The sequence below is a fragment of the Paenibacillus silagei genome (assembly GCF_017874735.1).
In the GTDB taxonomy this organism is placed as follows: domain Bacteria; phylum Bacillota; class Bacilli; order Paenibacillales; family Paenibacillaceae; genus Paenibacillus_AQ; species Paenibacillus_AQ silagei.
Genome location: NZ_JAGGLV010000001.1, coordinates 676,690 through 695,078, shown reverse-complemented (window position 1 = coordinate 695,078; position 18,389 = coordinate 676,690). Strand labels below are relative to the sequence as shown.

Below are 18,389 nucleotides of genomic sequence, written 5' to 3'. Positions count from 1 at the left end.
AAAGAAGGTCATTCGAAGAAAAGCTCGCAGTTGCTTACATTTACAGCATATCGACGATAGGAGCAGGGCAGTCCCACTCCGGTCGGAACGATGCGTAAACGTGCTTCTGCGGGTTTATTTGTACTGGCGATTATCTAGTATTTACTATGTCTTCTTTCGTAAGTTCCTGGTATAGGGTGAGTTTCTCTTCGGCTAGAGAAATCATGTAATCAATTTCTTGTCGCTTGGATTCCAGTTCCATCAGATGCTGCTCAAGGATTTCAATCCGCTTTTTTAAAGTAGGACTATAAGTAGAAGGTTTCTCCCCTTGTTGAATTTTATCCATGACACAGCCCTCACGAGTAAATTCCGTAATCTCCTCAAGCGATAAGCCCAATTTTTTTAGTTTATTTAGACATTGAATGTAGGAAACCTCGCTTTCTTGGTAGACACGTGCCCCTCCATTGCTACGCATGGGTTCATGTAGTACGCCGATTTTTTCATAATAACGAATGGTATACGGAGTTAGTCCTGTTTGTTCTGACACTTGACTGATGGTGAGCATCGGATTTCTGTTCCTCCTTTTTGAAAGCTGATATTGAAAGATATTATACAGCCTTTAGTTAGCTCAAAGCCAATGTGTACATTCGCCCCAACCTTATACTGAATAAACTCTTGACTTCCAGTTGACTCTAACTTGTAAGTTAACGTTACTCATTCGAATGCAGGAACAAACACTAAAGGGGTGTAACAATGAACAACGAATATTTCACGATTCAGCAAGCATCGGAGGGTATCTGGGGGGCTATTTCGGTTCCCGGCAGCGGCTCTCTGGGGAATGCAGCCATTATTGATCTTGGGGATTTAACCGTGGTAGTGGATACAACCAACCTGCCGCACTCTGCTGCTTTGTTACGTCATACTGCCGAACAATTAACGAACAAACCGGTCAAATATGTAGTGAATACACATTTCCATGGAGATCATGTCAACGGCAATCAGGAATTTATGAGCAGCGAATTGATATCTACCGTGTGGACAAGAGATTTGCTTGCTGATATGGGTGAAGTGAATATTGATGTCATGCAACAAAACATTCGCAGGTTAATAACTAGTCTAGATCACATGCGTTCACAGGAAAGAGATCCTCATATGCTCACTGGAATCGGCTATGATCTTTCCGTGCAGCGTGCGCTGTATGATACGATCCCTTCCCTGCGCAGGGTGATCCCCAAGATAACCTTTGATGATAAACTCGTGATTCGGGGAACAAAGCGAACCATCGAAGTGTTGTCTTATGGAGGCGGTCATTCTTTAAGTGATGCTGTGGTGTACGTTCCAGAGGAGCGGACTTTGATTACAGGTGATTTGGTATCGACTAAGACCATTCCGGTCATCCCCTACGGTAATCCGTACGCCTGGATACGCATCCTTAAACGCATGCAGCAAGATCTCAAGATCGACACTGTCGTTCCGGGACATGGAGATATATCTAATTCAGATCGTATCACAGATGTCATACACTTTTTGGAGAAAATGATCGCTTATGTTGCTGGAGCTGTAACAAGCGGGCAATCAGAGTCTTACTGGCTGGAGCAAGGTGTATTAAAAGGGTATGAGGATTGGCATCTGCCCCAGTATTTCAGATGGAACTTTCGCTGGCTCTTTAACAGTATGCTTGTTCAAAACAACAGATGAGACAGCCGGCAATCTTACAATAAGATTCTACCAAGTTGTAGAACATCAGGTTTGGTCCTGATCAACAAGGTTATTCTCTATTTATATAGTATATAAATGAATGAACACAGGGGGATACTAGGATGAAGATGCCAAGCGACAGCGAACTGACATTAACATACAAGCGTTCTGGCTGAATCCAATGAAGGAAGCGGGAAATATCAATTTGCTTGGTCAAGGACAAGGAATCAATTTCGTCATTGTAATGCTTGTTGAACTCGCTGATCACCCGAAGTCGATTCCAGAGAATCCTTACCTCTTCTGATGACGTTGTCCATCCAGCTGATATTCTCGGTGAGACGCTCTCTGGAGGCTTCCTTGTGCATAATAATGCAAGCATCTTCAAACACTTTGTTTCCCCAGGCATGATCACTGTTATAGTGCGAGTTCACCACATATGCGGGAGAGCCGCCGTTGCTTACTTCCTTATAAGCCTCCCGCATTTCCCGTGCATGGAACAAATCGAAAAACGTGTCATACACCAGCCCTTCACCCTTGTTGATGAACCCGGCATTAGCCCAACTGATACCGCGATACGGCGAAATACCGGCAAAGACGCCAGCTGCGACTTCAAAAAATTTGACGCTGGGTTTTTGGATGATCCGCCAGTGAAGCTGCACTCCTTGCTGGTTGAATATTTTGAACGCTTGCAGAAGAAAAAAGTGATCGCTAGACAGGATGAGCGCCTTACCGCTATGTCTTTTCTCTCGATGTGTTACGGATTTCAGATGAGCGAGCTGATTCACCGGCAATATCAGTCCCATCTCATCACTGAGGAAGAGTTCTACAAGCACAGTGTCTCATTGTTTGTTAAAGGAATATTGTCTCAGTCATAAGCTTTGTGAGTACCATTTACTAAGGTTTCATGCTGTATATCAGTTACTTCAAAAAAATTTCAGGGTGAGTCAAAAACACTGACCGTAACTGTCAGTGTTTTTTTTGTATGCTTGTCGAGTGTTAGTCAATAATGGAATGGAGGAACAAAAATGTTTACGAAAATTGAAGACTTTACTGCGGAATGGACTAGCGAGGCGGAATTAACCGCTTCCGTACTGGATGCACTTACGGATGATTCTCTTGGACAGGAGGTTATCGAAGGCCGACGAACGCTGGGACAAATCTCCTGGCATCTGGTTCGATCGCTGCACTACATGACATCTTTGGGGCTCGCGTTCGAAGCTCCCTCCAGAGGCGAAGAAGCTCCGGATTCTGCTGCATTTATAGCTTTGGAGTATCGGCGGATCAGCAATAATCTGCTGAACGCGGTTCGAACGCAGTGGAATGACGAATCCTTGCGCGAGTCGGTCATGATTGAGAAGGAAGCCTGGCTGAACGGAAGCTCCCTTCGTTATACGATTATGCACCAAGTGCATCATCGCGGACAGATGACCGTTCTCATGCGCCAGGCCGGACTTCGAACGCCTAATGTTTACGGTCCGACTTACGATACTTGGGTCGAGAAAGGGATAGCGCCTCTGATCTAAGTTCCTTTACAATGAAATAAATGGTCTAGGGAGTGAAGAACGGTTTGTCAAAAGCGGATAATATGCTGTCCATACTATGGTTGCTTCGTTCGGGAAAGCGGGTGACGGCGCAGCAGCTTGCGGACGATTTGGAGATTCATGTTCGCACTGTATACCGGTGCATTGATTCATTGTGCGCGAGCGGAGCCCCTATTATTGCCGATGCCGGTCCGAACGGCGGTTACCGGCTTCTCGGTGAATTCGTTGATTCTCCGCTGCTCTTCGATTCCGAAGAGCAGAAGGCGCTCGTACATGCATCCGTCTTCGCACGGGAAGCGGGCTATCCGTTCACGGATGCGCTTTCCCGAGCGGTCGATAAGCTGAAGCGATACACGAATGAAGAGCAGCTTGAGCGGATTAATAGACATAGCAGCGGGCTTGCCGTCATCCAAACACCCACGGACGCGAGAGAAATTGAATTGCTCAGAGGGTTAGAGGAGGCCATAGCCCGGGGAGAGTCGCTGAACATGGACTATGCCAAAGGACCGGAGCTTACTCCAAGCCATCGAGTCCTCGACCCCTACGGCATCGTGCATTGGAAGGGACTATGGTACGTTGCAGGGTTTTGCCGGTTGCGGCAAGAGATCCGAAGCTTCCGGGTGGATCGCATTATCCGTTTGGAGGCGGCGGATACCCGCTTCGAACGTCCAGCTGCCTTTTCCGCGAGGGATTTCCTCTTGCATTCTTTACTTCCGGATTCGCTCGAAGCTGAGACGCTAGTCACCGTAAGGCTTCAGGGACACGAACATGCGCTTAACGAGCTATGCAAGCATTGGCTGTTCGGTCATGCGCTGATCGAACGCAGGCGGCCCGGCGAAGCTCTTTTTAAGCTGGGGGAACTGTCGCTAAAAACATATGTTCCGTACTTTCTTCTTCCGTATGGGAAGTCACTCAAGATACTTGAGCCGCAAATACTAATTGATCGAATGGCTGAGGTCAGCCTCGAAATGTTTAAACACTACGAAGCGATGCAAATAAAATCAGAGGATCAGAAGGGATGAAGAGTGGGTATGAGCAAATTTGCGATGTACGGAAAATTGACGGCCAGCCCCGGGAAACGGGATGAACTCGTTCTAATATTGCTGGAAGCTTCGCGTAGCTTGAAGGATATGGCGGGCTGTGAGCTCTATATTATCAATGAATCCGTAGATGATCCCGATACGATCTGGGTCACGGAGCTGTGGAGCGATGGAGAGGCTCATGCCGGCTCTCTCAAGAACGAAGAAGTGCTGGCCGTTATTCAACGCGCACGTCCTTTAATCGCAGGCGCAGAACAGGTTAGACTCCGTCCCGTTGGCGGGAAGGGGATAGACGTATAAAGAGGCCGAATTCAAAGTACACAATAAGACTTTGTCTCCAAATGCCTTAATATCCTCTAAGTAGTCGTACCCGGTGGATTTGGACCTGTTTGATTGTACATTCTAACCGCGACTATCCGATGTTCAGGAATAACCAAACAGGCACAGCCAGTTAGTCCTAGTATTTGATAGGACCCGGGCGGGAGTGTGTTTCCTATTTCAGAAATAGCTCTAAGGCTTATCCTGAATTCACCAAGCGAAGCCATATTTGCGATCAAAGGTTAGGAGGTCCCCTCTTTTTTCTTAACCTACATGCGCCACAGCCCGAACCTCTACCCACTGTTCTGGAAATGCCAGGTAAGTCACCCCGATCATGCTCCCCGCGGGCCGATGCTCTCCGACATACTTTTTGAACAGTTCGATCGCGGTTTCCCCGTGCTCCTGCGCATTCGTCAGATACAGCTCCACGTAAGCCAGATTATCCTTTGTCGCTCCGAACTCTTGTAGCACGGTATCCAAATTCTTCAGCGTCTGCGTCATCTGTGCCTGAATATCGCCTGCTCCGACGAAGTTGCCCTCCGCATCATGGGAGAACTGTCCCGAGATATACAGCGTGTTGTCGACAAGGTACCTTAAGGAATTGGAGGCTGATGGGCTGGTGAAGCGCGTGGAGTATCCGCAGATTCCGCCCAAAGTGGAGTATTCGCTGACACCGAAAGGGCAGACCCTGCTACCTGTGTTGGAGCAGCTGTGCGAGTGGGGAGTACAGAATCGGTGAGGTTCCTACATTCACATTAGCGCCAAAATCATACCCATGGGCACGGGCTACCAGCTAGGGCTGGGGATTTCATAGACAACATAGGAGTTCCAATTTATAAAAGTGTATGGAAAGGGTACCAGATTAATTAGTCCTGCCTCATTCACAATTCCTGTAATGCTAGGGCTCTTACAGCAGCTTGTTTTAATGCATCCATCAAGATCAAGTACGGATGCGGGCCGTAGCTGATGCGAGCGACGCCTAATAATGCCAGCTTCTGGAGTGGGGGTGAGTCCGAGGAAATCATAACATTAACAGGGATTGAAGACTGCTGGCATAATTTCTCGATCAGCCTCTCGTTACACAAACCCGGCACAAAAATTCCGTGAGCTCCGGCCTCTGTATAGGCATGTACCCTTTGAAGGACAGCATCCAAGTGAGCCTCGTCATGCTCATCTGTTGGTGTCTCTAAGAAGACATCAGTTCGAGCATTAATAAAAAGGGGAATCGAAGTATGCTCAGCGGCTTCCCGCACAGCTGCGATACGCAAGGCTTGCTCATCTATGGCGTATAATCCCGGCTCATGGATCTTTTGATCTTCAAGATTGACTCCTACGGCTCCACACCCGATGATCTTTAGCACATTGTTCTTGATCATTTCGGGAGAAGATCCATAACCGCCTTCTATATCAATTGTAATGGGCAGATCTACGCTATTGCTTATCCGCTGAAGATTGGATAGAACGAGGTCGAAAGGAAGCTTCTCTCCATCCTCGTATCCATGTGCAGCAGCTACAGACCAGCTGCCGGTGGCAATGACTTGGCCCCCTGCTCCTTGAATAATTTGCGCGCTTCCTGCGTCCCAGGCATTGACAAGGACTAGCGGATTGCCGCTTCTGTGCAGATCGTGTAACTTCTGTGCCTGTTCAAGTTGATTTTTCATTTTTTTGACCCCCAATTTTCTCATGATTTAGCAGCCATTCTTTGCGTGCGACTCCGCCGCCATACCCGCCCAGTTCACCACTGACGTTAATTACACGATGACAGGGAATGACGATCGCCAGTTGATTGGCCCCATTCGCTTGTGCTACCGCACGATATGCGGTGGGCTTGCCAAGCGCCAGTGCGATATCAGCGTAAGAGCGGGTTTCGCCCGGTGGAATCTTCATTAACTGTTCCCACACGCTCTTCTGAAATGGAGATCCCATTAGATGGAGAGGCGTCTTAAATTCGGTTAACGTTCCTTCAAAAAACTGACTCAGTTCATTCTCAATTGACTGAATAGGGGTGGTCTCCCCAGGTATAATTGCCGCTTGTAGTCTTGTCCTTAACCGTTCGACCTCGCGTTCTAAACCCCGGCGATCTACGAATTCCAGGAGATATAGCTCATTGTCGTCCGCTATTGCCATCATAGGGCCGAGTTGCGTGTCCAGCCACGATGCTCTAAGAATAAGGCTATCATCTAACCGCGTAGGCGTTGCGCCCATAATGCGGGAGAAGGCGTCCCGGAATCCGCTGCTGGAATCATAGCCAGAAGCTAATTGTGTATCAATTAGCTTTCCCCCCGATCGGATGCTCTTCAAAGCCAATCCCATTCGACGGGACCTGGCATATTCAACGAATGTCATGCCAAAGCGCTTTTTAAATTGACGGCGGGCGGTCGATTCATCAATGGATAGTGCCTTGAAGTCTTGTCCCTTCCACCGCTTCTCCGGGTTTTGCTCAACGGCCTCGACAAGTAGCCGGACGATATCGGAGACTTGATTCGGATGGGACAAGGGCCGACAGCGCTGGCATGGGCGGAAGGAAGCTAGAAGTGCCTGCTGTGCTGTCTCGTAGAACTCGCAGTTATCGTACTTTGGTTTCCTGGCTGGACAAGTAGGCCGGCAAAATACGCCGGTGGAGGTGACCCCCACATAGAAGACGCCTTCATAGTCAGATTTTTTCTCGATAAGGGCTTTATAATACTCTAATTTGCGTTCCTCATTTTGAATCATAATTACACCTGCATGTTTTAGGATGAGTATAGTATACCTCTTGCTAACCACGTCCATAGCCGAAAATCAGGCACTTATTCTCTTTTCAAGAAAAATGCTGGGCGATATTAGTTAAATACTCTTCTTCATCCGTATTTTCTTTCATCTGAATGAGCATCTTTGCATCATCTCCGACGATGTACCGGAATTGACTTGTGCCGTCTGTGGCCGCTTGGTATATGGTTTCGGCAACCATTTCTGGAGGCGAGGCGTAGGCCGGTTGTTTTTCCATATCACCCAATTTAGCCCGAAACGCAGCAGTAAATAGCTTGTAGTCTGTTAACGCATCATCAAAAAAGAATTCCATCGATCTTCCACCAAAGTCCGTATGAATAGCACCGGGTTCAATCAACTTTACTTTGATATTTTGTGATGCTAATTCATAAGATACGGACTCAGAAAAACCCTCCACTGCAAACTTGGACGAATGATACAGAGACATCGTAGGAAAGGTAACTTTTCCTCCCATAGAAGAGATGTTGATCAGCATCCCTTTTTGATTAGACCGGAAATGTGGCAGCATGGCTTTAGTCATACGGATCAGACCGAAAACATTCACTTCAAACTGTCTTCTAATCTGTTCATCCGTAGCGGCTTCTATTAGACCCATTGTTCCATATCCGGCATTATTGAGAAGAACATCAATAGTACCGAACCGCTCAATCGCTTCCGCTAACGCAGTTTGAATAGTACCTTCTTGTTCAACATCAAGCCTTAGCACCAACACATTATCCAGTGTAATAAACTCAGTTTCTTGTTCAGGTGAACGCATCGTGGCTACTACGTTCCATCCTCTTTCAGCAAAATGCTTTGCTGTTGCTCTCCCAATGCCTGATGAAGCACCCGTGATAAAAATTGTATTCATAACCATTCCTCCTATAAATTCTGCTCTTACACTAACTTTTCCAGGCTTACCAATCCCTCGGCAATGGTTGCAAGTTTAGCTTTATATTCTTCTATCCCAATTTGGATGCAGATGATCTGTGCTGGATGCATTTCATCTTTATAAAGCGAATATTGCTCAAGTAATTGATCTAATTTTGTGTGAGATTCCTCTTGAGCTTGCTTCAACCAAGCAATCACTTTGTCATATCCAACGAATTCACCAAAATAAAGCCTCATCATAAAATCGGATTTCCTGATGCTGTCTCCTTCTAGCGGGCCTAGTAAATAGGCGTTAAAACATTCTCTGCCTTTAGGCGTTATAGTTAGAAGATTCTTATTAGGCTTACCGTCCTGGAGCACATTTTCCTTAGTGATTAACCCATCCTTTTCCATTCGGGCAAGAGTGGGATAGATCGTTCCATAACTGGAACTATAGAAATTAGAGAATACATTTTCTAATGACTGTTTTATTTGATACCCAGTCGACGCTTCTTTCATAAGTATGCCTAAAATAACATCCTGACTGTTCAAAATTCGGCCTCCTTATAGGTTGGGGAAATTTGTATATCACAATATATCATCTTGATATATATCAAGTCAATATATATTCATTAGATATATAACGTTTTATTGGGCGAATACAACCTCCGCGCTTAATAAGCATTCAACCGAAAAGATTTTAACCGCCAATTCTCACTTGCGGATGCACTTGTACATGTGTTGGAATCCATCCCCAACTCCCGCATTATAGTAATAACGGACAAGATGGGGGCAATGATAGGTTGGGGGCATTATCGCTATCTCAGCGGGAGCGGATAAGCGTTCATCATGGACATACGAGTATAGCGCTGCTATAATAGGCGTATGAACACATATGACAAAATATTGGCGGCTGCTCTTAAGGTACTTGAGGAGGAGGGCGGAGCCCAATTTTCGACGCGGGCTGTAACTGCGATCGCGCAGGTTACGGCTCCTACACTCTACCACCATTTCGGCAGTGCCGATGGACTCCTGAGTGCAGCTATAGTGGAAGCATTCAAACAATTATTTGAAAGTAAGATTACCGCAGTGGAGTCCACCATTTCAGAGATGGCTCTTCGTCAAGGATGGGATGACTATGTCCGCTTCGCGGCTGCCCGTCCCCGGATTTATGCGGCGATGATGGGGCGGTTGCTCGAGGGCGCCCATATCGAGGCGGCAGATCAATCGCACCAAGCCCTAGTGCAAAATGTTCAGAGAGTCGCCGCCGAGGGCAAACTGGCTGTGTCCGCTCAAGCAGCCGCAGATCTGGTCTGGGCTTCCGCCAATACGGCCGCTTGGCTGTATGTGACGGCCCAGTTTCGTAAGTCACCCCCGCCCCAACCCGACGTTATTGATCTTATTCGGGAAAGCGTAATGCAGATCATTTTGACAGAGCCTGGAGATTTCAGGCAAAGCCCTAATGTAGAAGATATATAAGAAAGATCGCCTATCCAACCTGGACCTTCAGGAGGAGGGCGATCTTTTTTATGTTTTGCCAGGGTATTTCGTGTGCGTCGAGTGCATCATGCAATGCCCGCCAAACCAATGTCCAGGCCCAAGGATAACACTTCGAAAAAATATATAGCACCGCTATAGACAACTTTGTATAGCGGCGCTATAATATTCGTATAGCGGTGCTATACAGCGATCCATATCTTATCAAACTCAGGAGGGGTACGATGTCACTTAATACTCAAGAACTGGTCGTCGTCACAGGTACGTCCAGCGGCATCGGGAGGGCTACCGCAGAGCAGCTCGCCACTGAAGGATTTCACGTATTGGCGGGTGTTCGCCGTCAGGAAGACGCCGACAAAATCAAACGCAATAATATCGAGCCGGTGATCGTCGATGTTACCAATGTCGGCACACTTAAGACGCTGGCCGAACGGGTGGAGCAAGATCCGTTTGGCCGCCCTTTGCGTGCAGTAGTTAACAATGCCGGTATCGCTGTTAATGCGCCTCTCGAGATGGTTCCGCTTGATGAATTGCGCCGTCAGATTGAAGTCAGCGTGATCGGACAGGTCGCAGTTATTCAGGCGCTCACCCCGGCCTTATTGAACAGCGGCGGACGCGTGGTCAATATCGGCTCCGTTGGCGGCAAGGTCTCCATGCCTGGATTCGGAATATACTCGGCTGCGAAGTATGCGATGGAAGCGATCAATGACAGCCTTCGCAGGGAGATGTCCTCGTTTGGAATCAAGGTTATCATGATTACTCCGGGGGGGGTCAGCACTGGCCTGTCGGAGCAAGGAATTACAACAGCGGAGCGGTTGTCCAGGTTGATGACCCCGGACCAGCACCGGCGCCATGATCGTCTGTTTGACGCCGTGAAGGCTCAGGCTGAAACATGGGCAAAGGACGGTATCCGCCCTGAGAAGGTGGCAGCAGTGATTTCACGCGCAATCCACGCAAGAAAGCCACGCACCCGCTATACGGCTGGCCGTGATTCGGCACTGCTGACCCGGCTGGTCCGTATTCTCCCGGACAAAGTCCTCGACCGGATGCTCCGCAGCCAGATGAAGCTGCAGTAACGGGCGTTTCACGAAGATACTGTTATCCTTATGGACTCCATTACACAGTATCCGAATTCGATAACAAAAGCTTTGGGTGAATAAATTAGGAGGAATTAGCATGAACGATACAAAGAACCGTTACGTTACTGTACTCTGGGAGGCGAGAGCTAAGGCAGGAAGAGAAGCCGAGATGAAGGCATTTATGACTGCTGCTGTCACCCCGTCGCGCAACGACCCGGGTAACATTGACTACGAGGCTTATGAGGTAGAAGGCCAGCCGGGCACATTCATCATCTACGAGCGCTGGGAGAACCGGGATGCCCTCGACCGGCACCTGAGCGCCCCCCGGATGCAGGAGCTGGTGCCCCAGCTCTTGGACATGATGGAGGGATCCATTGAGGAAGGGATTCGGCTCCTGCAGCCATTCCGTCCAGCGCAGTAAAACAAAAAAATTTAGTAGAGGAGGCACAACGTTGGCAACGATCGATGATTTCGCAGCACTGGATATTCGTGTCGGAACGATTAAGGAAGCGGAGTTTTTTGAAGAAGCAAAGATCCCTGCGATCAAGCTTAAGATTGATTTTGGACCGGAAATCGGGATGAAATCCTCAAGTGCACAAATAACTAAGCGTTACAGAGTTGATGAAATTGTAGGAAAGCAAATTATAGGAATCGTCAATTTCCCTCCCCGGCGCATTGCGGGATTCAAATCGGAAGTATTAGTGTTGGGAGGAGTCCCGGAAAAAGGAGATGTTATTCTATTAAAGCCGGATATTGAAATACCTAATGGTACTTCTATTGCGTGAAAATAAGACTCTAAGAGCGACTCAGCCTTAAAATGTTGATCCCTAAAAAGTTATAGTATACTTGCTTATATGAATAACTGAAGAAAGGGCAGAGGAGAATCTTATGCTCAAGGAACGCATCGAGCTTCTGTGCAAGAAGAAGCAAATATCGAGGAAAGACCTCGTGGAGGGACTCGTTACGCAGGCCCATTTTGCCAACATTTTGGCAGGCAGGTACCCGTTGGCGGACGATTTGTCGGAGCATATCGCAGGGCGTCTCGGCGTCCACGTCACCTATTTGACTGCCGCAGCAACTGCCGATGAGCAGGCACTGCAGCGGGCGGAGCACATTTTCCAGACGATGTCCGGGGGGGCGGTATCCGATAGCTACGTGGATGCTCTGGACGATCGGGATGATGCGCTCGTCGTAGAGTTGACGACTGCCCTTATGAAAGCCGTATACTATCAGCAAATCAACGATCTGACCGCTTACGACTACTTGCATCAGTCCTACTTGAATCATTATTTGGAGAAGTACGGAAGGCCCGACGAAGTTGATCTGCCGGTACCCTTAAAAAAAGCGCTTCTGCTGTACAAAATCCAGTATTTCCGCTCCAAAAGCCGTTACTACGATGTGCTGAATGATGTGAACCGCTTAAGCGGGCTTGTGGAACCGGGGACGGAAGTATGGTTGATGGCGCAAAATATCAGGATGGAAGCATGCATCCTGCTGAAGCAGTTCGAGCAGGCGAAACAGGTATTCGAGCAGACCATGCGGCAAGTCGTCGATGATCGGCTGTTTCACCGTCTATCCGGCCTGTATGTAGCATACAGCGGCTATTGTTTCGCGGTGGGCCTTGTGCAGGAAGCGTTGCATTCGCTTTCGATGGCCGAAGCCAATCTCGTTTATTTGCAGCAGCCGGGCGATGTGGTCACGACGATTATGAACAACCGGATTGTTATGCTGACGATGACTGGAGAACTGGATAAAGCGTTGGACGAAATCGCCCGTTTCGAGGCGATGATCGCCAATGAGCCGGAGGGAACCCGGAAGAAGCTTGAGCCGGTTACGACCATTTATCGGTGTGAGGCCGCTTTTGCCCAGAAAAATTGGGGATTGCTCCTGCAAGGGATTGAGCGGTTGCGAATATCCGGAACCAATACGGATCAAGAGATGGCGTTGGCTTTCTATGAGAGCCAGCTGGCGCTGTCCCAAGGGGACATGGAGAGATTTCAGAACCGCGCGCTGGAATGCTTGCCTTATTTCGAATCCAACCAGCATTCAATGCGTCTTGAGCAGCTGTATGAAGCGTTGGCGGTCGTGTGTGAGGAAGGCCGCCGCTATAAGGAATCGTCCATGTATTATCGGAAGCTGGTGTATCTATTAAGGAATAACGGCGGGGGAGGGCCTTCCCGTCAGGTTTAAATACAAAAATGTTGAACCAAGTGGAGCCTTGAATAACGTCTGAGGCCCGCAGTTTTGCAAGAAAGCCCTATTTGGGGAAAAACGCAGCGTAAATTGGAAGGAAAACCCGCGCTATCCCTCACTTGTTTGTATGTCGCTGATACTATTGTCAGGTTTACTGGCAATCGTATACATTGGAAATACAACGACAAATCAAACGAGGAGAGGCGTGAAGCGTATGTGGGGATTGTTCGGAAAGAAGAAGGAACCACAGGATCGTCTGGAGCAGGCAGAAAAGCTAATGAACAAAGGAATGTCGGGGCTGGTTATGAAAACTATGGTCTCCAAAGAACAGAGGGATCTGATCAACCAAAGTCTGGATACGGCAAAACAGGCGCAATTGGCATCGAGCGGCACCGTTCCGCTTAGCGCAACTGCCATCGTCATATCCGTGACGGATACCGGAAAGCTCATCAATTTCGATCCGATCGTCGTCCTCGTGTTGAACGTGACGGAGAATGATGGAAGCACGTATCAGAAGACTTTGGAAACACTCGTATCAAAAATCCAAATTCCGCGCGCGGGAGATCGAGTCGGCTTGGGCCACAACCCGGCTAATCCGTCCGAGCTTATGTATATGGGACTGCTGCCGTAGAAGTTGTGAGGAGCAGTTCTGTGGAAAGGCGGATTGAGCCGCGTTCCATTATTAATGATAAGGAAAGTTTCAAGAATTCTCAAAATACTAAAACGCTACTGACAAACCGCTGTCAGTAGCGTTTTAGTATACTGGATTGCGCAGGATACGGTAACCCAATGGGATACCGTTCCTTTTGTTTTTGCTTTCATAAAGCAGTGATGCAGCCCACGCAAATGTATAGATTACGGATAAAACCAAAAATAAACAAGGATACACCTGATCATTTGTCGGCTTGCCGACTTTTTTTGTTATAAGCTATGAAATATAATATTAAATACCGATAGGTAAACTTTGAATTATTCAAAAGCCAGAGAGGAGTGCAGCGACGATGGACCAGGATGAGGGAATGTCCTCCTATTGGGGAGGAGCGTTAACGGTTAACGGCGAAGCCGAGCAACTCGCGTTAGCGAAGCTCTTTCAGGAATATGGCACTTCTCGCGGCATGAAGAAGAACGCCTATATCTTCAGGAGCGAGGAAGAAAGTCAGGAGATCTATTTCGTTCAGGACGGATTGGTGAAGATCTCGCAGTTTGCGCAAGAGGGCCAGAGCATTACCTTGTTCCTGCGGCAAAAAGGAGAGGTATTTGGTGCGGCCGAGGTGCTGACGGGGCAGAAGAGGCAACGCTATGCACGATGTATCACGGACAGCTGTATTCTCTCGATTCCGACTTCCCAATTCACCGGCCTGCTGAAAAGTCACCCGGATGCCCTTTACGCGCTGGCGGTAGCCAACGCCCATCGTCTGCTGCAGACACAGCGGTATGTAGAGACGCTGATTTCACGGCCGGTTGCCTGGAGGCTGGCGCAACTATTAATACAGCTCGGAGCTCGTGTGGGGAAGGAGACGGTCGTGACGCTCTCGCTTACCCATGAGGAGCTCTCCTTTGTCATCGGCTGCAGCAGGCAGACGGTTACGGAGACATTGGGCCGATGGCGGGACGAAGGCAGCATCCGCTATGAGAAGAAGAGGGTTGTCATCCACGATACAGACGAATTCCAGCAGCACTTGTAACGATGAAGAGAGCCATGGGGGGCGGGAACATGATCAAGGTAGAAGGAGTAGGTAAGACGTTCGGCCAACGGGGTGGAGCGGGCTACACTGCGTTGCAGGACATCGACTTCGAGGTTGGAAAGGGGGAGTTCGTCTCGATCCTCGGCCCTTCCGGCTGCGGCAAGTCTACACTGCTTAACTTGGTGGCGGGGCTGGAGCGGGCAGATCTCGGCCGTGTCGAAGCAAACGGCAAGGAAGTCACAGCTCCAGGGCCTGATCGGATCGTCGTATTTCAAGACCATGCATTGTATCCTTGGCTTACCGTGCTGGAGAACGTCGCATTTGGCCTTAAGCAAAAGGGAATCCCAAAGAAGGAGCGCCGTGAGCGGGCCATGGAGCAGATCCGGACAGTTCATTTAGGCAAGTTCGCAGACCGCTACCCCCATGAGCTTTCGGGCGGGATGAAGCAGAGGGTTGCGATAGCGCGGGCGCTCGTCATGGACCCTGAGATTCTGCTCATGGATGAGCCGTTTGCTGCACTGGATGAACAGACGAGGCTACTGCTGCATAAGGAATTGGAGCAGATCTGGCTGAACACGCGGAAGACCATACTGTTCATCACGCATAACATCCGGGAGGCGGTCACACTGTCAGACAGAGTGCTTGTCATGTCCACCCGGCCGGGACGGATGAAGAAGGAGTTCCGCGTACAGGCGGCACGGCCGCGAGAGGCTGGTGATTCCCTGCTGCACCATATCGAGAGTCAGATCATGGATACGTTGGCCGCTGAGCTGGAGAAAGTGGCGAAGGAGGAATACGGCAATGACTACATTTTGGAGAAAAGCCCTCTTTCTTATCCTACTGCTGATAATCTGGGAGACGGCATATAGAGCAATGGATTGGGGCTGGCGATTCCCGTCAGCGCTGCAGACGGTTCATACGTTCTACGAGGGAATGGCGAATGGGCAGCTGCTTGAAGCGACGCTCGGCAGCTTGAGGCGAATCCTCATTGCGTTTGTCCTCTCGTGCGTCATCGGCATGACACTCGGTGTCCTGTTCGCCCGGAGCCGGCTGCTGGACGAGACATTCGGATTTGTCGTCGTTGCGCTGCAGACGGTTCCGAGTATCGCTTGGTTGCCTTTCGCCATTATATGGTTCGGCCTGAATGACTTCGCCGTAGTGTTCATTACGACGATTGGGGCGACGTGGACAATGACGATTGCGAGCAGGAGCGGGATCAAGAACATTCCTCCCATCTATCTGCAGTCGGCGCAAATGTTCGGAACAGGCCGCGGGTTCCGGCTTTTGTACCAAGTGATGATCCCCGCAGCCATACCGCAGCTCATTACAGGCATGCGCATGGCCTGGGCGTTCGCCTGGCGGGCACTCGTCTCCGGTGAGCTCATTGCGCGCGGAATCGGTCTGGGGCAGCTGTTGGAGGAGGGGAGAAGCCTGGGTGACACCTCGCTAATGCTCTGTATCGTGCTGGTGATCGCCATTCTGGGCACGATCTCCGACCACCTCGTCTTCAAACGTATAGAGGACAGGATCTGGACCCAGTACGGTCTAAATACTGCCAAAACTTAAGCTCAACCAGGAAAAGGGGAAAGATGCATGTATAGAAAAGTGGCTTATTCGAGTCTTATGATCGTTTTGATTCTGACTCTGTTGTCCGGCTGCGGCACCCCTGGCCTGGGGAGTAACAGCAGCTCCAAGTCGGACAATCCCATTACGGTGAAGCTCGGCGTGCTCAAGAACGTGACCCATGCCCCGGCCTTCGTAGCGATCAAGAAGGGTTATCTGCAAGAGCGTCTTGGCGCTAATGTGAAGATCGAAGTTCAGGGCTTTAGCAACGGCTCTGACTTCTCGACCGCAATGGCGACAGGCCAGATCGACATCGGCTACGTCGGGCCAAGCCCGGTAATCAACCAATATATAAGGAGCAAGAATATCAGGATTCTGTCAGGAGCAAATAACGGCGGCGCCGTACTGGTGGCGAGGAAGGGCTCCGGTGTAACAAGTGTCAAGGAAATGGCTGGCAAGCTGGTTGCCATCCCGACCAAGGGGAGCACGAACGAAATCTCTCTGCGTCTGCTTCTTCAGGAGCAGGGTCTACAGGTGTCGGCAGACAAGAGCGGAGTTCAGCTTATTGCAATGGCTCCAGCGGATACACTGACAGCCATGAAGCAAGGTCAGGTAGATGCGGCGCTATTGCCGGAGCCGTGGGGTACTCAGATCATGAACGAAGGCATCGGTGATATCGTCATGGACTGGGATCAGATTCCGCCGAACAAGGGGAATTATCCACTTACGATTATCGTATCTGGCGACGGCTTCTTGAAGGATCATAGGGATCTGGCCAAATCCGTTCTTCTGGCCAACGAGGACGCTATCAAGTTCATTAAGGATAGTCCTGATGATACGTATTCTCTCGTCAGCGATGAGTTAAAGGAACTGACGGGCAAGGGCCTGGACGCTGAATTGATCAAGGCCACGCTGGCCCATTTACATCTGACGATGAACATCGACCAAGATGCCTTGAAGATAATGGCGCAGGTTGCGGTGGATGCCGGTTATATCAAGGGAGTCGGAGCAGAGGGATTGGATCTGGCAGGCCTGTACGATCTGTCGCTGTTGAAGGAGATACAAGAAGGCAAATAAAACGTAGAGGAGAGGACTGACAGCGATGTATATCCAGCCACAAATGAATCTGAGGCCAGACTACCACCCGGACCTGACCGTCGTTCTGCTTGGGACGGGTTCTCCCCGTGCCTTCTATGGGCGAGCGAAGCCCGGAGCAGCGGTGCTCGCGGGAGACAAGACATTCCTCGTCGATTGCGGGGGCTCTACGGTGGACCAACTGATCAAAGCGGGGATCATGCCTCAGCGGATATCGGATGTCCTGTTCACCCATCACCATTATGATCATAACGGCGGATTCTTCGACTTGTTCATCACGAGCTGGCGCACACATATTACCGCAGAGCATGTCTTCGAAGGTCGTTCAGTGCCCATGCAGGTATACGGACCAGAGACGACGAAGACGATCATCGGCAAAATGCGGGAGTCCTTTGAGTTCGACGTCAATCTAAGAATCAGCTATAACCTGTCGGATGAAGCGGGCTCACTAATCGAGTATACGGAATGCAACGAAGGTGTTATCTATGATAAGGACGGCATCCGAATTACCGCCTTCGAAGTGGACCATCGCCCGGTCTATCCGGCTATCGCTTACAAGTTCGAGTATAACGGCAAGACGGTTGTTATCTCCGGTGATACAATTCCGGTGGCCAACACGGAGAAGCATGCGGCCGGGGCAGATCTGCTTGTTCACGAAGCGTACAACAAGTCGTGGCTTGACGCCCTAATCAGGCAATATCCGAAGCACGGGAAGGCGCTGTCAAATCCCGCGAAGTATCATACGACGACGCTGGAAGCAGCGGGAATCGCGCAACGGGCTGGAGTCAAGCATCTCTTGCTCACGCATCATATTCCTGCCCCGGTGGCGAATAAGGCGGCCGAGGAAGCGTATATCGAGGGGATGGCCGGAATTTACGCCGGTCCGATCACAGTCGGCCGTGACTTGATGGTCTTCGAATTAAAGTAGCGGACAATCAGATGAGGAACATAGGTAACCCAAAGATGATACTAAATCTAGCTACCAATGCCTCTTCAGTCGCATAACTGCGAAATATTAACAGCGCCATGTTCTTCATTAGTGAAGAGTATGGTGCTGTTTTCATTTATTTTCATTTACGTAAG

General features: G+C 49.5%; 22 protein-coding genes and 1 pseudogene. 16 read left to right on the top strand and 7 right to left on the bottom strand.

What is annotated here, in order from left to right:
- Window positions 1–130 precede the first annotated feature (130 nt).
- Entirely contained in the window at window positions 131–544 is a 414-nt protein-coding gene (locus J2Z70_RS03040) for a MerR family transcriptional regulator (RefSeq protein ID WP_036723017.1), read from the bottom strand.
- Window positions 545–732: 188 nt separating this feature from the next.
- Here J2Z70_RS03040 and J2Z70_RS03035 point away from each other — a divergent pair, with 188 nt between their 5' ends.
- Entirely contained in the window at window positions 733–1,677 is a 945-nt protein-coding gene (locus J2Z70_RS03035; RefSeq protein ID WP_209869129.1) for an MBL fold metallo-hydrolase, read from the top strand.
- A gap of 236 nt (window positions 1,678–1,913) precedes the next feature.
- Here J2Z70_RS03035 and J2Z70_RS03030 read toward each other — a convergent pair whose 3' ends face one another.
- Window positions 1,914–2,462: an MBL fold metallo-hydrolase gene (locus tag J2Z70_RS03030; RefSeq protein WP_342592978.1), complete on the bottom strand. Its 549-nt coding sequence runs from the start codon at window positions 2,460–2,462 to the stop codon at window positions 1,914–1,916.
- 240 nt (window positions 2,463–2,702) lie between these two features.
- On the opposite strand from J2Z70_RS03030, the gene J2Z70_RS03025 reads away from it, so the two are divergent.
- From J2Z70_RS03025 to J2Z70_RS03015, 3 genes are read left to right on the top strand one after another with little or no spacing between them, the layout of a single operon-like run.
- Window positions 2,703–3,200 (top strand): DinB family protein, encoded by a 498-nt coding sequence (locus tag J2Z70_RS03025; protein ID WP_209869126.1) that lies wholly within the window; start codon window positions 2,703–2,705, stop codon window positions 3,198–3,200.
- A gap of 44 nt (window positions 3,201–3,244) precedes the next feature.
- A complete protein-coding gene (locus tag J2Z70_RS03020; RefSeq protein ID WP_209869123.1) occupies window positions 3,245–4,240 on the top strand; it encodes a helix-turn-helix transcriptional regulator in 996 nt (331 codons plus the stop codon).
- A gap of 9 nt (window positions 4,241–4,249) precedes the next feature.
- Complete coding sequence (locus J2Z70_RS03015) at window positions 4,250–4,558, top strand: putative quinol monooxygenase (protein ID WP_209869121.1); 309 nt, start codon at window positions 4,250–4,252, stop codon at window positions 4,556–4,558.
- Between the two features lie 282 nt (window positions 4,559–4,840).
- On the opposite strand, the gene J2Z70_RS03010 is transcribed toward J2Z70_RS03015, so the two are convergent.
- A complete protein-coding gene (locus J2Z70_RS03010; protein WP_339257670.1) occupies window positions 4,841–5,221 on the bottom strand; it encodes a RidA family protein in 381 nt (126 codons plus the stop codon).
- Here J2Z70_RS03010 and J2Z70_RS33090 point away from each other — a divergent pair.
- Window positions 5,145–5,315, top strand: a pseudogene (locus J2Z70_RS33090) (winged helix-turn-helix transcriptional regulator); the annotation flags it as partial. The gene J2Z70_RS03010 and the pseudogene J2Z70_RS33090 sit on opposite strands and share 77 nt — an antisense overlap.
- Before the next feature lie 142 nt (window positions 5,316–5,457).
- Here the strand turns inward: J2Z70_RS33090 and J2Z70_RS03000 are convergent.
- The 4 genes from J2Z70_RS03000 to J2Z70_RS02985 all read right to left on the bottom strand — a co-directional run bounded on the left by J2Z70_RS03000 (window position 5,458) and on the right by J2Z70_RS02985 (window position 8,746).
- The gene (locus J2Z70_RS03000) at window positions 5,458–6,237 is read right to left on the bottom strand and encodes an isocitrate lyase/PEP mutase family protein (RefSeq protein WP_209869118.1); all 780 of its coding nucleotides are present in this window, start codon (window positions 6,235–6,237) and stop codon (window positions 5,458–5,460) included.
- Window positions 6,221–7,291: a bifunctional transcriptional activator/DNA repair enzyme AdaA gene (locus J2Z70_RS02995; protein WP_209869115.1), complete on the bottom strand. Its 1,071-nt coding sequence runs from the start codon at window positions 7,289–7,291 to the stop codon at window positions 6,221–6,223. The genes J2Z70_RS03000 and J2Z70_RS02995 overlap by 17 nt, the downstream gene beginning before the upstream one ends.
- Window positions 7,292–7,376: 85 nt before the next feature.
- On the bottom strand, window positions 7,377–8,195 hold the full coding sequence (locus tag J2Z70_RS02990) for an SDR family oxidoreductase (protein ID WP_209869112.1): 819 nt from the start codon (window positions 8,193–8,195) through the stop codon (window positions 7,377–7,379).
- A 26-nt stretch (window positions 8,196–8,221) separates the two neighbouring features.
- A complete protein-coding gene (locus tag J2Z70_RS02985; RefSeq protein WP_209869109.1) occupies window positions 8,222–8,746 on the bottom strand; it encodes a PadR family transcriptional regulator in 525 nt (174 codons plus the stop codon).
- 333 nt (window positions 8,747–9,079) lie between these two features.
- Between J2Z70_RS02985 and J2Z70_RS02980 the strand changes: the two genes are divergently transcribed.
- From J2Z70_RS02980 to J2Z70_RS02930, 11 genes are all read left to right on the top strand, one after another.
- Window positions 9,080–9,673 carry a TetR/AcrR family transcriptional regulator gene (locus tag J2Z70_RS02980; RefSeq protein ID WP_209869106.1) on the top strand — a complete coding sequence of 198 codons (594 nt, stop codon included), beginning with the start codon at window positions 9,080–9,082 and terminating at the stop codon, window positions 9,671–9,673.
- Between the two features lie 242 nt (window positions 9,674–9,915).
- Complete coding sequence (locus J2Z70_RS02975; protein ID WP_209869103.1) at window positions 9,916–10,767, top strand: SDR family oxidoreductase; 852 nt, start codon at window positions 9,916–9,918, stop codon at window positions 10,765–10,767.
- A 100-nt stretch (window positions 10,768–10,867) separates the two neighbouring features.
- The gene (locus J2Z70_RS02970) at window positions 10,868–11,191 is read left to right on the top strand and encodes a putative quinol monooxygenase (protein WP_209869100.1); all 324 of its coding nucleotides are present in this window, start codon (window positions 10,868–10,870) and stop codon (window positions 11,189–11,191) included.
- A 31-nt stretch (window positions 11,192–11,222) separates the two neighbouring features.
- A complete protein-coding gene (gene csaA / locus J2Z70_RS02965; protein ID WP_209869098.1) occupies window positions 11,223–11,555 on the top strand; it encodes a chaperone CsaA in 333 nt (110 codons plus the stop codon).
- Between the two features lie 103 nt (window positions 11,556–11,658).
- Window positions 11,659–12,960: an XRE family transcriptional regulator gene (locus J2Z70_RS02960; RefSeq protein ID WP_209869095.1), complete on the top strand. Its 1,302-nt coding sequence runs from the start codon at window positions 11,659–11,661 to the stop codon at window positions 12,958–12,960.
- Between the two features lie 217 nt (window positions 12,961–13,177).
- Window positions 13,178–13,594, top strand: a complete 417-nt coding sequence (locus J2Z70_RS02955) for a hypothetical protein (protein WP_209869342.1) — start codon at window positions 13,178–13,180, stop codon at window positions 13,592–13,594.
- A 370-nt stretch (window positions 13,595–13,964) separates the two neighbouring features.
- Window positions 13,965–14,648: a Crp/Fnr family transcriptional regulator gene (locus tag J2Z70_RS02950; protein WP_209869093.1), complete on the top strand. Its 684-nt coding sequence runs from the start codon at window positions 13,965–13,967 to the stop codon at window positions 14,646–14,648.
- A 29-nt stretch (window positions 14,649–14,677) separates the two neighbouring features.
- Complete coding sequence (locus J2Z70_RS02945) at window positions 14,678–15,517, top strand: ABC transporter ATP-binding protein (RefSeq protein ID WP_209869090.1); 840 nt, start codon at window positions 14,678–14,680, stop codon at window positions 15,515–15,517.
- 4 nt (window positions 15,518–15,521) lie between these two features.
- Window positions 15,522–16,214: an ABC transporter permease gene (locus tag J2Z70_RS02940; protein WP_245367917.1), complete on the top strand. Its 693-nt coding sequence runs from the start codon at window positions 15,522–15,524 to the stop codon at window positions 16,212–16,214.
- A 57-nt stretch (window positions 16,215–16,271) separates the two neighbouring features.
- Window positions 16,272–17,288, top strand: coding sequence for an ABC transporter substrate-binding protein (locus J2Z70_RS02935; RefSeq protein WP_245367916.1), 1,017 nt, complete (start codon window positions 16,272–16,274; stop codon window positions 17,286–17,288).
- A 43-nt stretch (window positions 17,289–17,331) separates the two neighbouring features.
- On the top strand, window positions 17,332–18,234 hold the full coding sequence (locus J2Z70_RS02930) for an MBL fold metallo-hydrolase (protein ID WP_245367915.1): 903 nt from the start codon (window positions 17,332–17,334) through the stop codon (window positions 18,232–18,234).
- The last annotated feature ends 155 nt before the right edge of the window (window positions 18,235–18,389 follow it).

What these genes read in the sequence shown, in the direction of transcription:
- J2Z70_RS03040 (WP_036723017.1), bottom strand. Translation starts at nt 544, where the DNA reads ATGCTCACCATCAGTCAAGTGTCAGAACAAACAGGACTAACTCCGTAT.
- J2Z70_RS03035 (WP_209869129.1), top strand. Translation starts at nt 733, where the DNA reads ATGAACAACGAATATTTCACGATTCAGCAAGCATCGGAGGGTATCTGG.
- J2Z70_RS03025 (WP_209869126.1), top strand. Translation starts at nt 2,703, where the DNA reads ATGTTTACGAAAATTGAAGACTTTACTGCGGAATGGACTAGCGAGGCG.
- J2Z70_RS03015 (WP_209869121.1), top strand. Translation starts at nt 4,250, where the DNA reads ATGAGCAAATTTGCGATGTACGGAAAATTGACGGCCAGCCCCGGGAAA.
- J2Z70_RS03000 (WP_209869118.1), bottom strand. Translation starts at nt 6,237, where the DNA reads ATGAAAAATCAACTTGAACAGGCACAGAAGTTACACGATCTGCACAGA.
- J2Z70_RS02995 (WP_209869115.1), bottom strand. Translation starts at nt 7,291, where the DNA reads ATGATTCAAAATGAGGAACGCAAATTAGAGTATTATAAAGCCCTTATC.
- J2Z70_RS02990 (WP_209869112.1), bottom strand. Translation starts at nt 8,195, where the DNA reads ATGAATACAATTTTTATCACGGGTGCTTCATCAGGCATTGGGAGAGCA.
- J2Z70_RS02980 (WP_209869106.1), top strand. Translation starts at nt 9,080, where the DNA reads ATGAACACATATGACAAAATATTGGCGGCTGCTCTTAAGGTACTTGAG.
- J2Z70_RS02975 (WP_209869103.1), top strand. Translation starts at nt 9,916, where the DNA reads ATGTCACTTAATACTCAAGAACTGGTCGTCGTCACAGGTACGTCCAGC.
- J2Z70_RS02970 (WP_209869100.1), top strand. Translation starts at nt 10,868, where the DNA reads ATGAACGATACAAAGAACCGTTACGTTACTGTACTCTGGGAGGCGAGA.
- J2Z70_RS02960 (WP_209869095.1), top strand. Translation starts at nt 11,659, where the DNA reads ATGCTCAAGGAACGCATCGAGCTTCTGTGCAAGAAGAAGCAAATATCG.
- J2Z70_RS02955 (WP_209869342.1), top strand. Translation starts at nt 13,178, where the DNA reads ATGTGGGGATTGTTCGGAAAGAAGAAGGAACCACAGGATCGTCTGGAG.
- J2Z70_RS02950 (WP_209869093.1), top strand. Translation starts at nt 13,965, where the DNA reads ATGGACCAGGATGAGGGAATGTCCTCCTATTGGGGAGGAGCGTTAACG.
- J2Z70_RS02945 (WP_209869090.1), top strand. Translation starts at nt 14,678, where the DNA reads ATGATCAAGGTAGAAGGAGTAGGTAAGACGTTCGGCCAACGGGGTGGA.
- J2Z70_RS02940 (WP_245367917.1), top strand. Translation starts at nt 15,522, where the DNA reads ATGGATTGGGGCTGGCGATTCCCGTCAGCGCTGCAGACGGTTCATACG.
- J2Z70_RS02935 (WP_245367916.1), top strand. Translation starts at nt 16,272, where the DNA reads ATGATCGTTTTGATTCTGACTCTGTTGTCCGGCTGCGGCACCCCTGGC.
- J2Z70_RS02930 (WP_245367915.1), top strand. Translation starts at nt 17,332, where the DNA reads ATGAATCTGAGGCCAGACTACCACCCGGACCTGACCGTCGTTCTGCTT.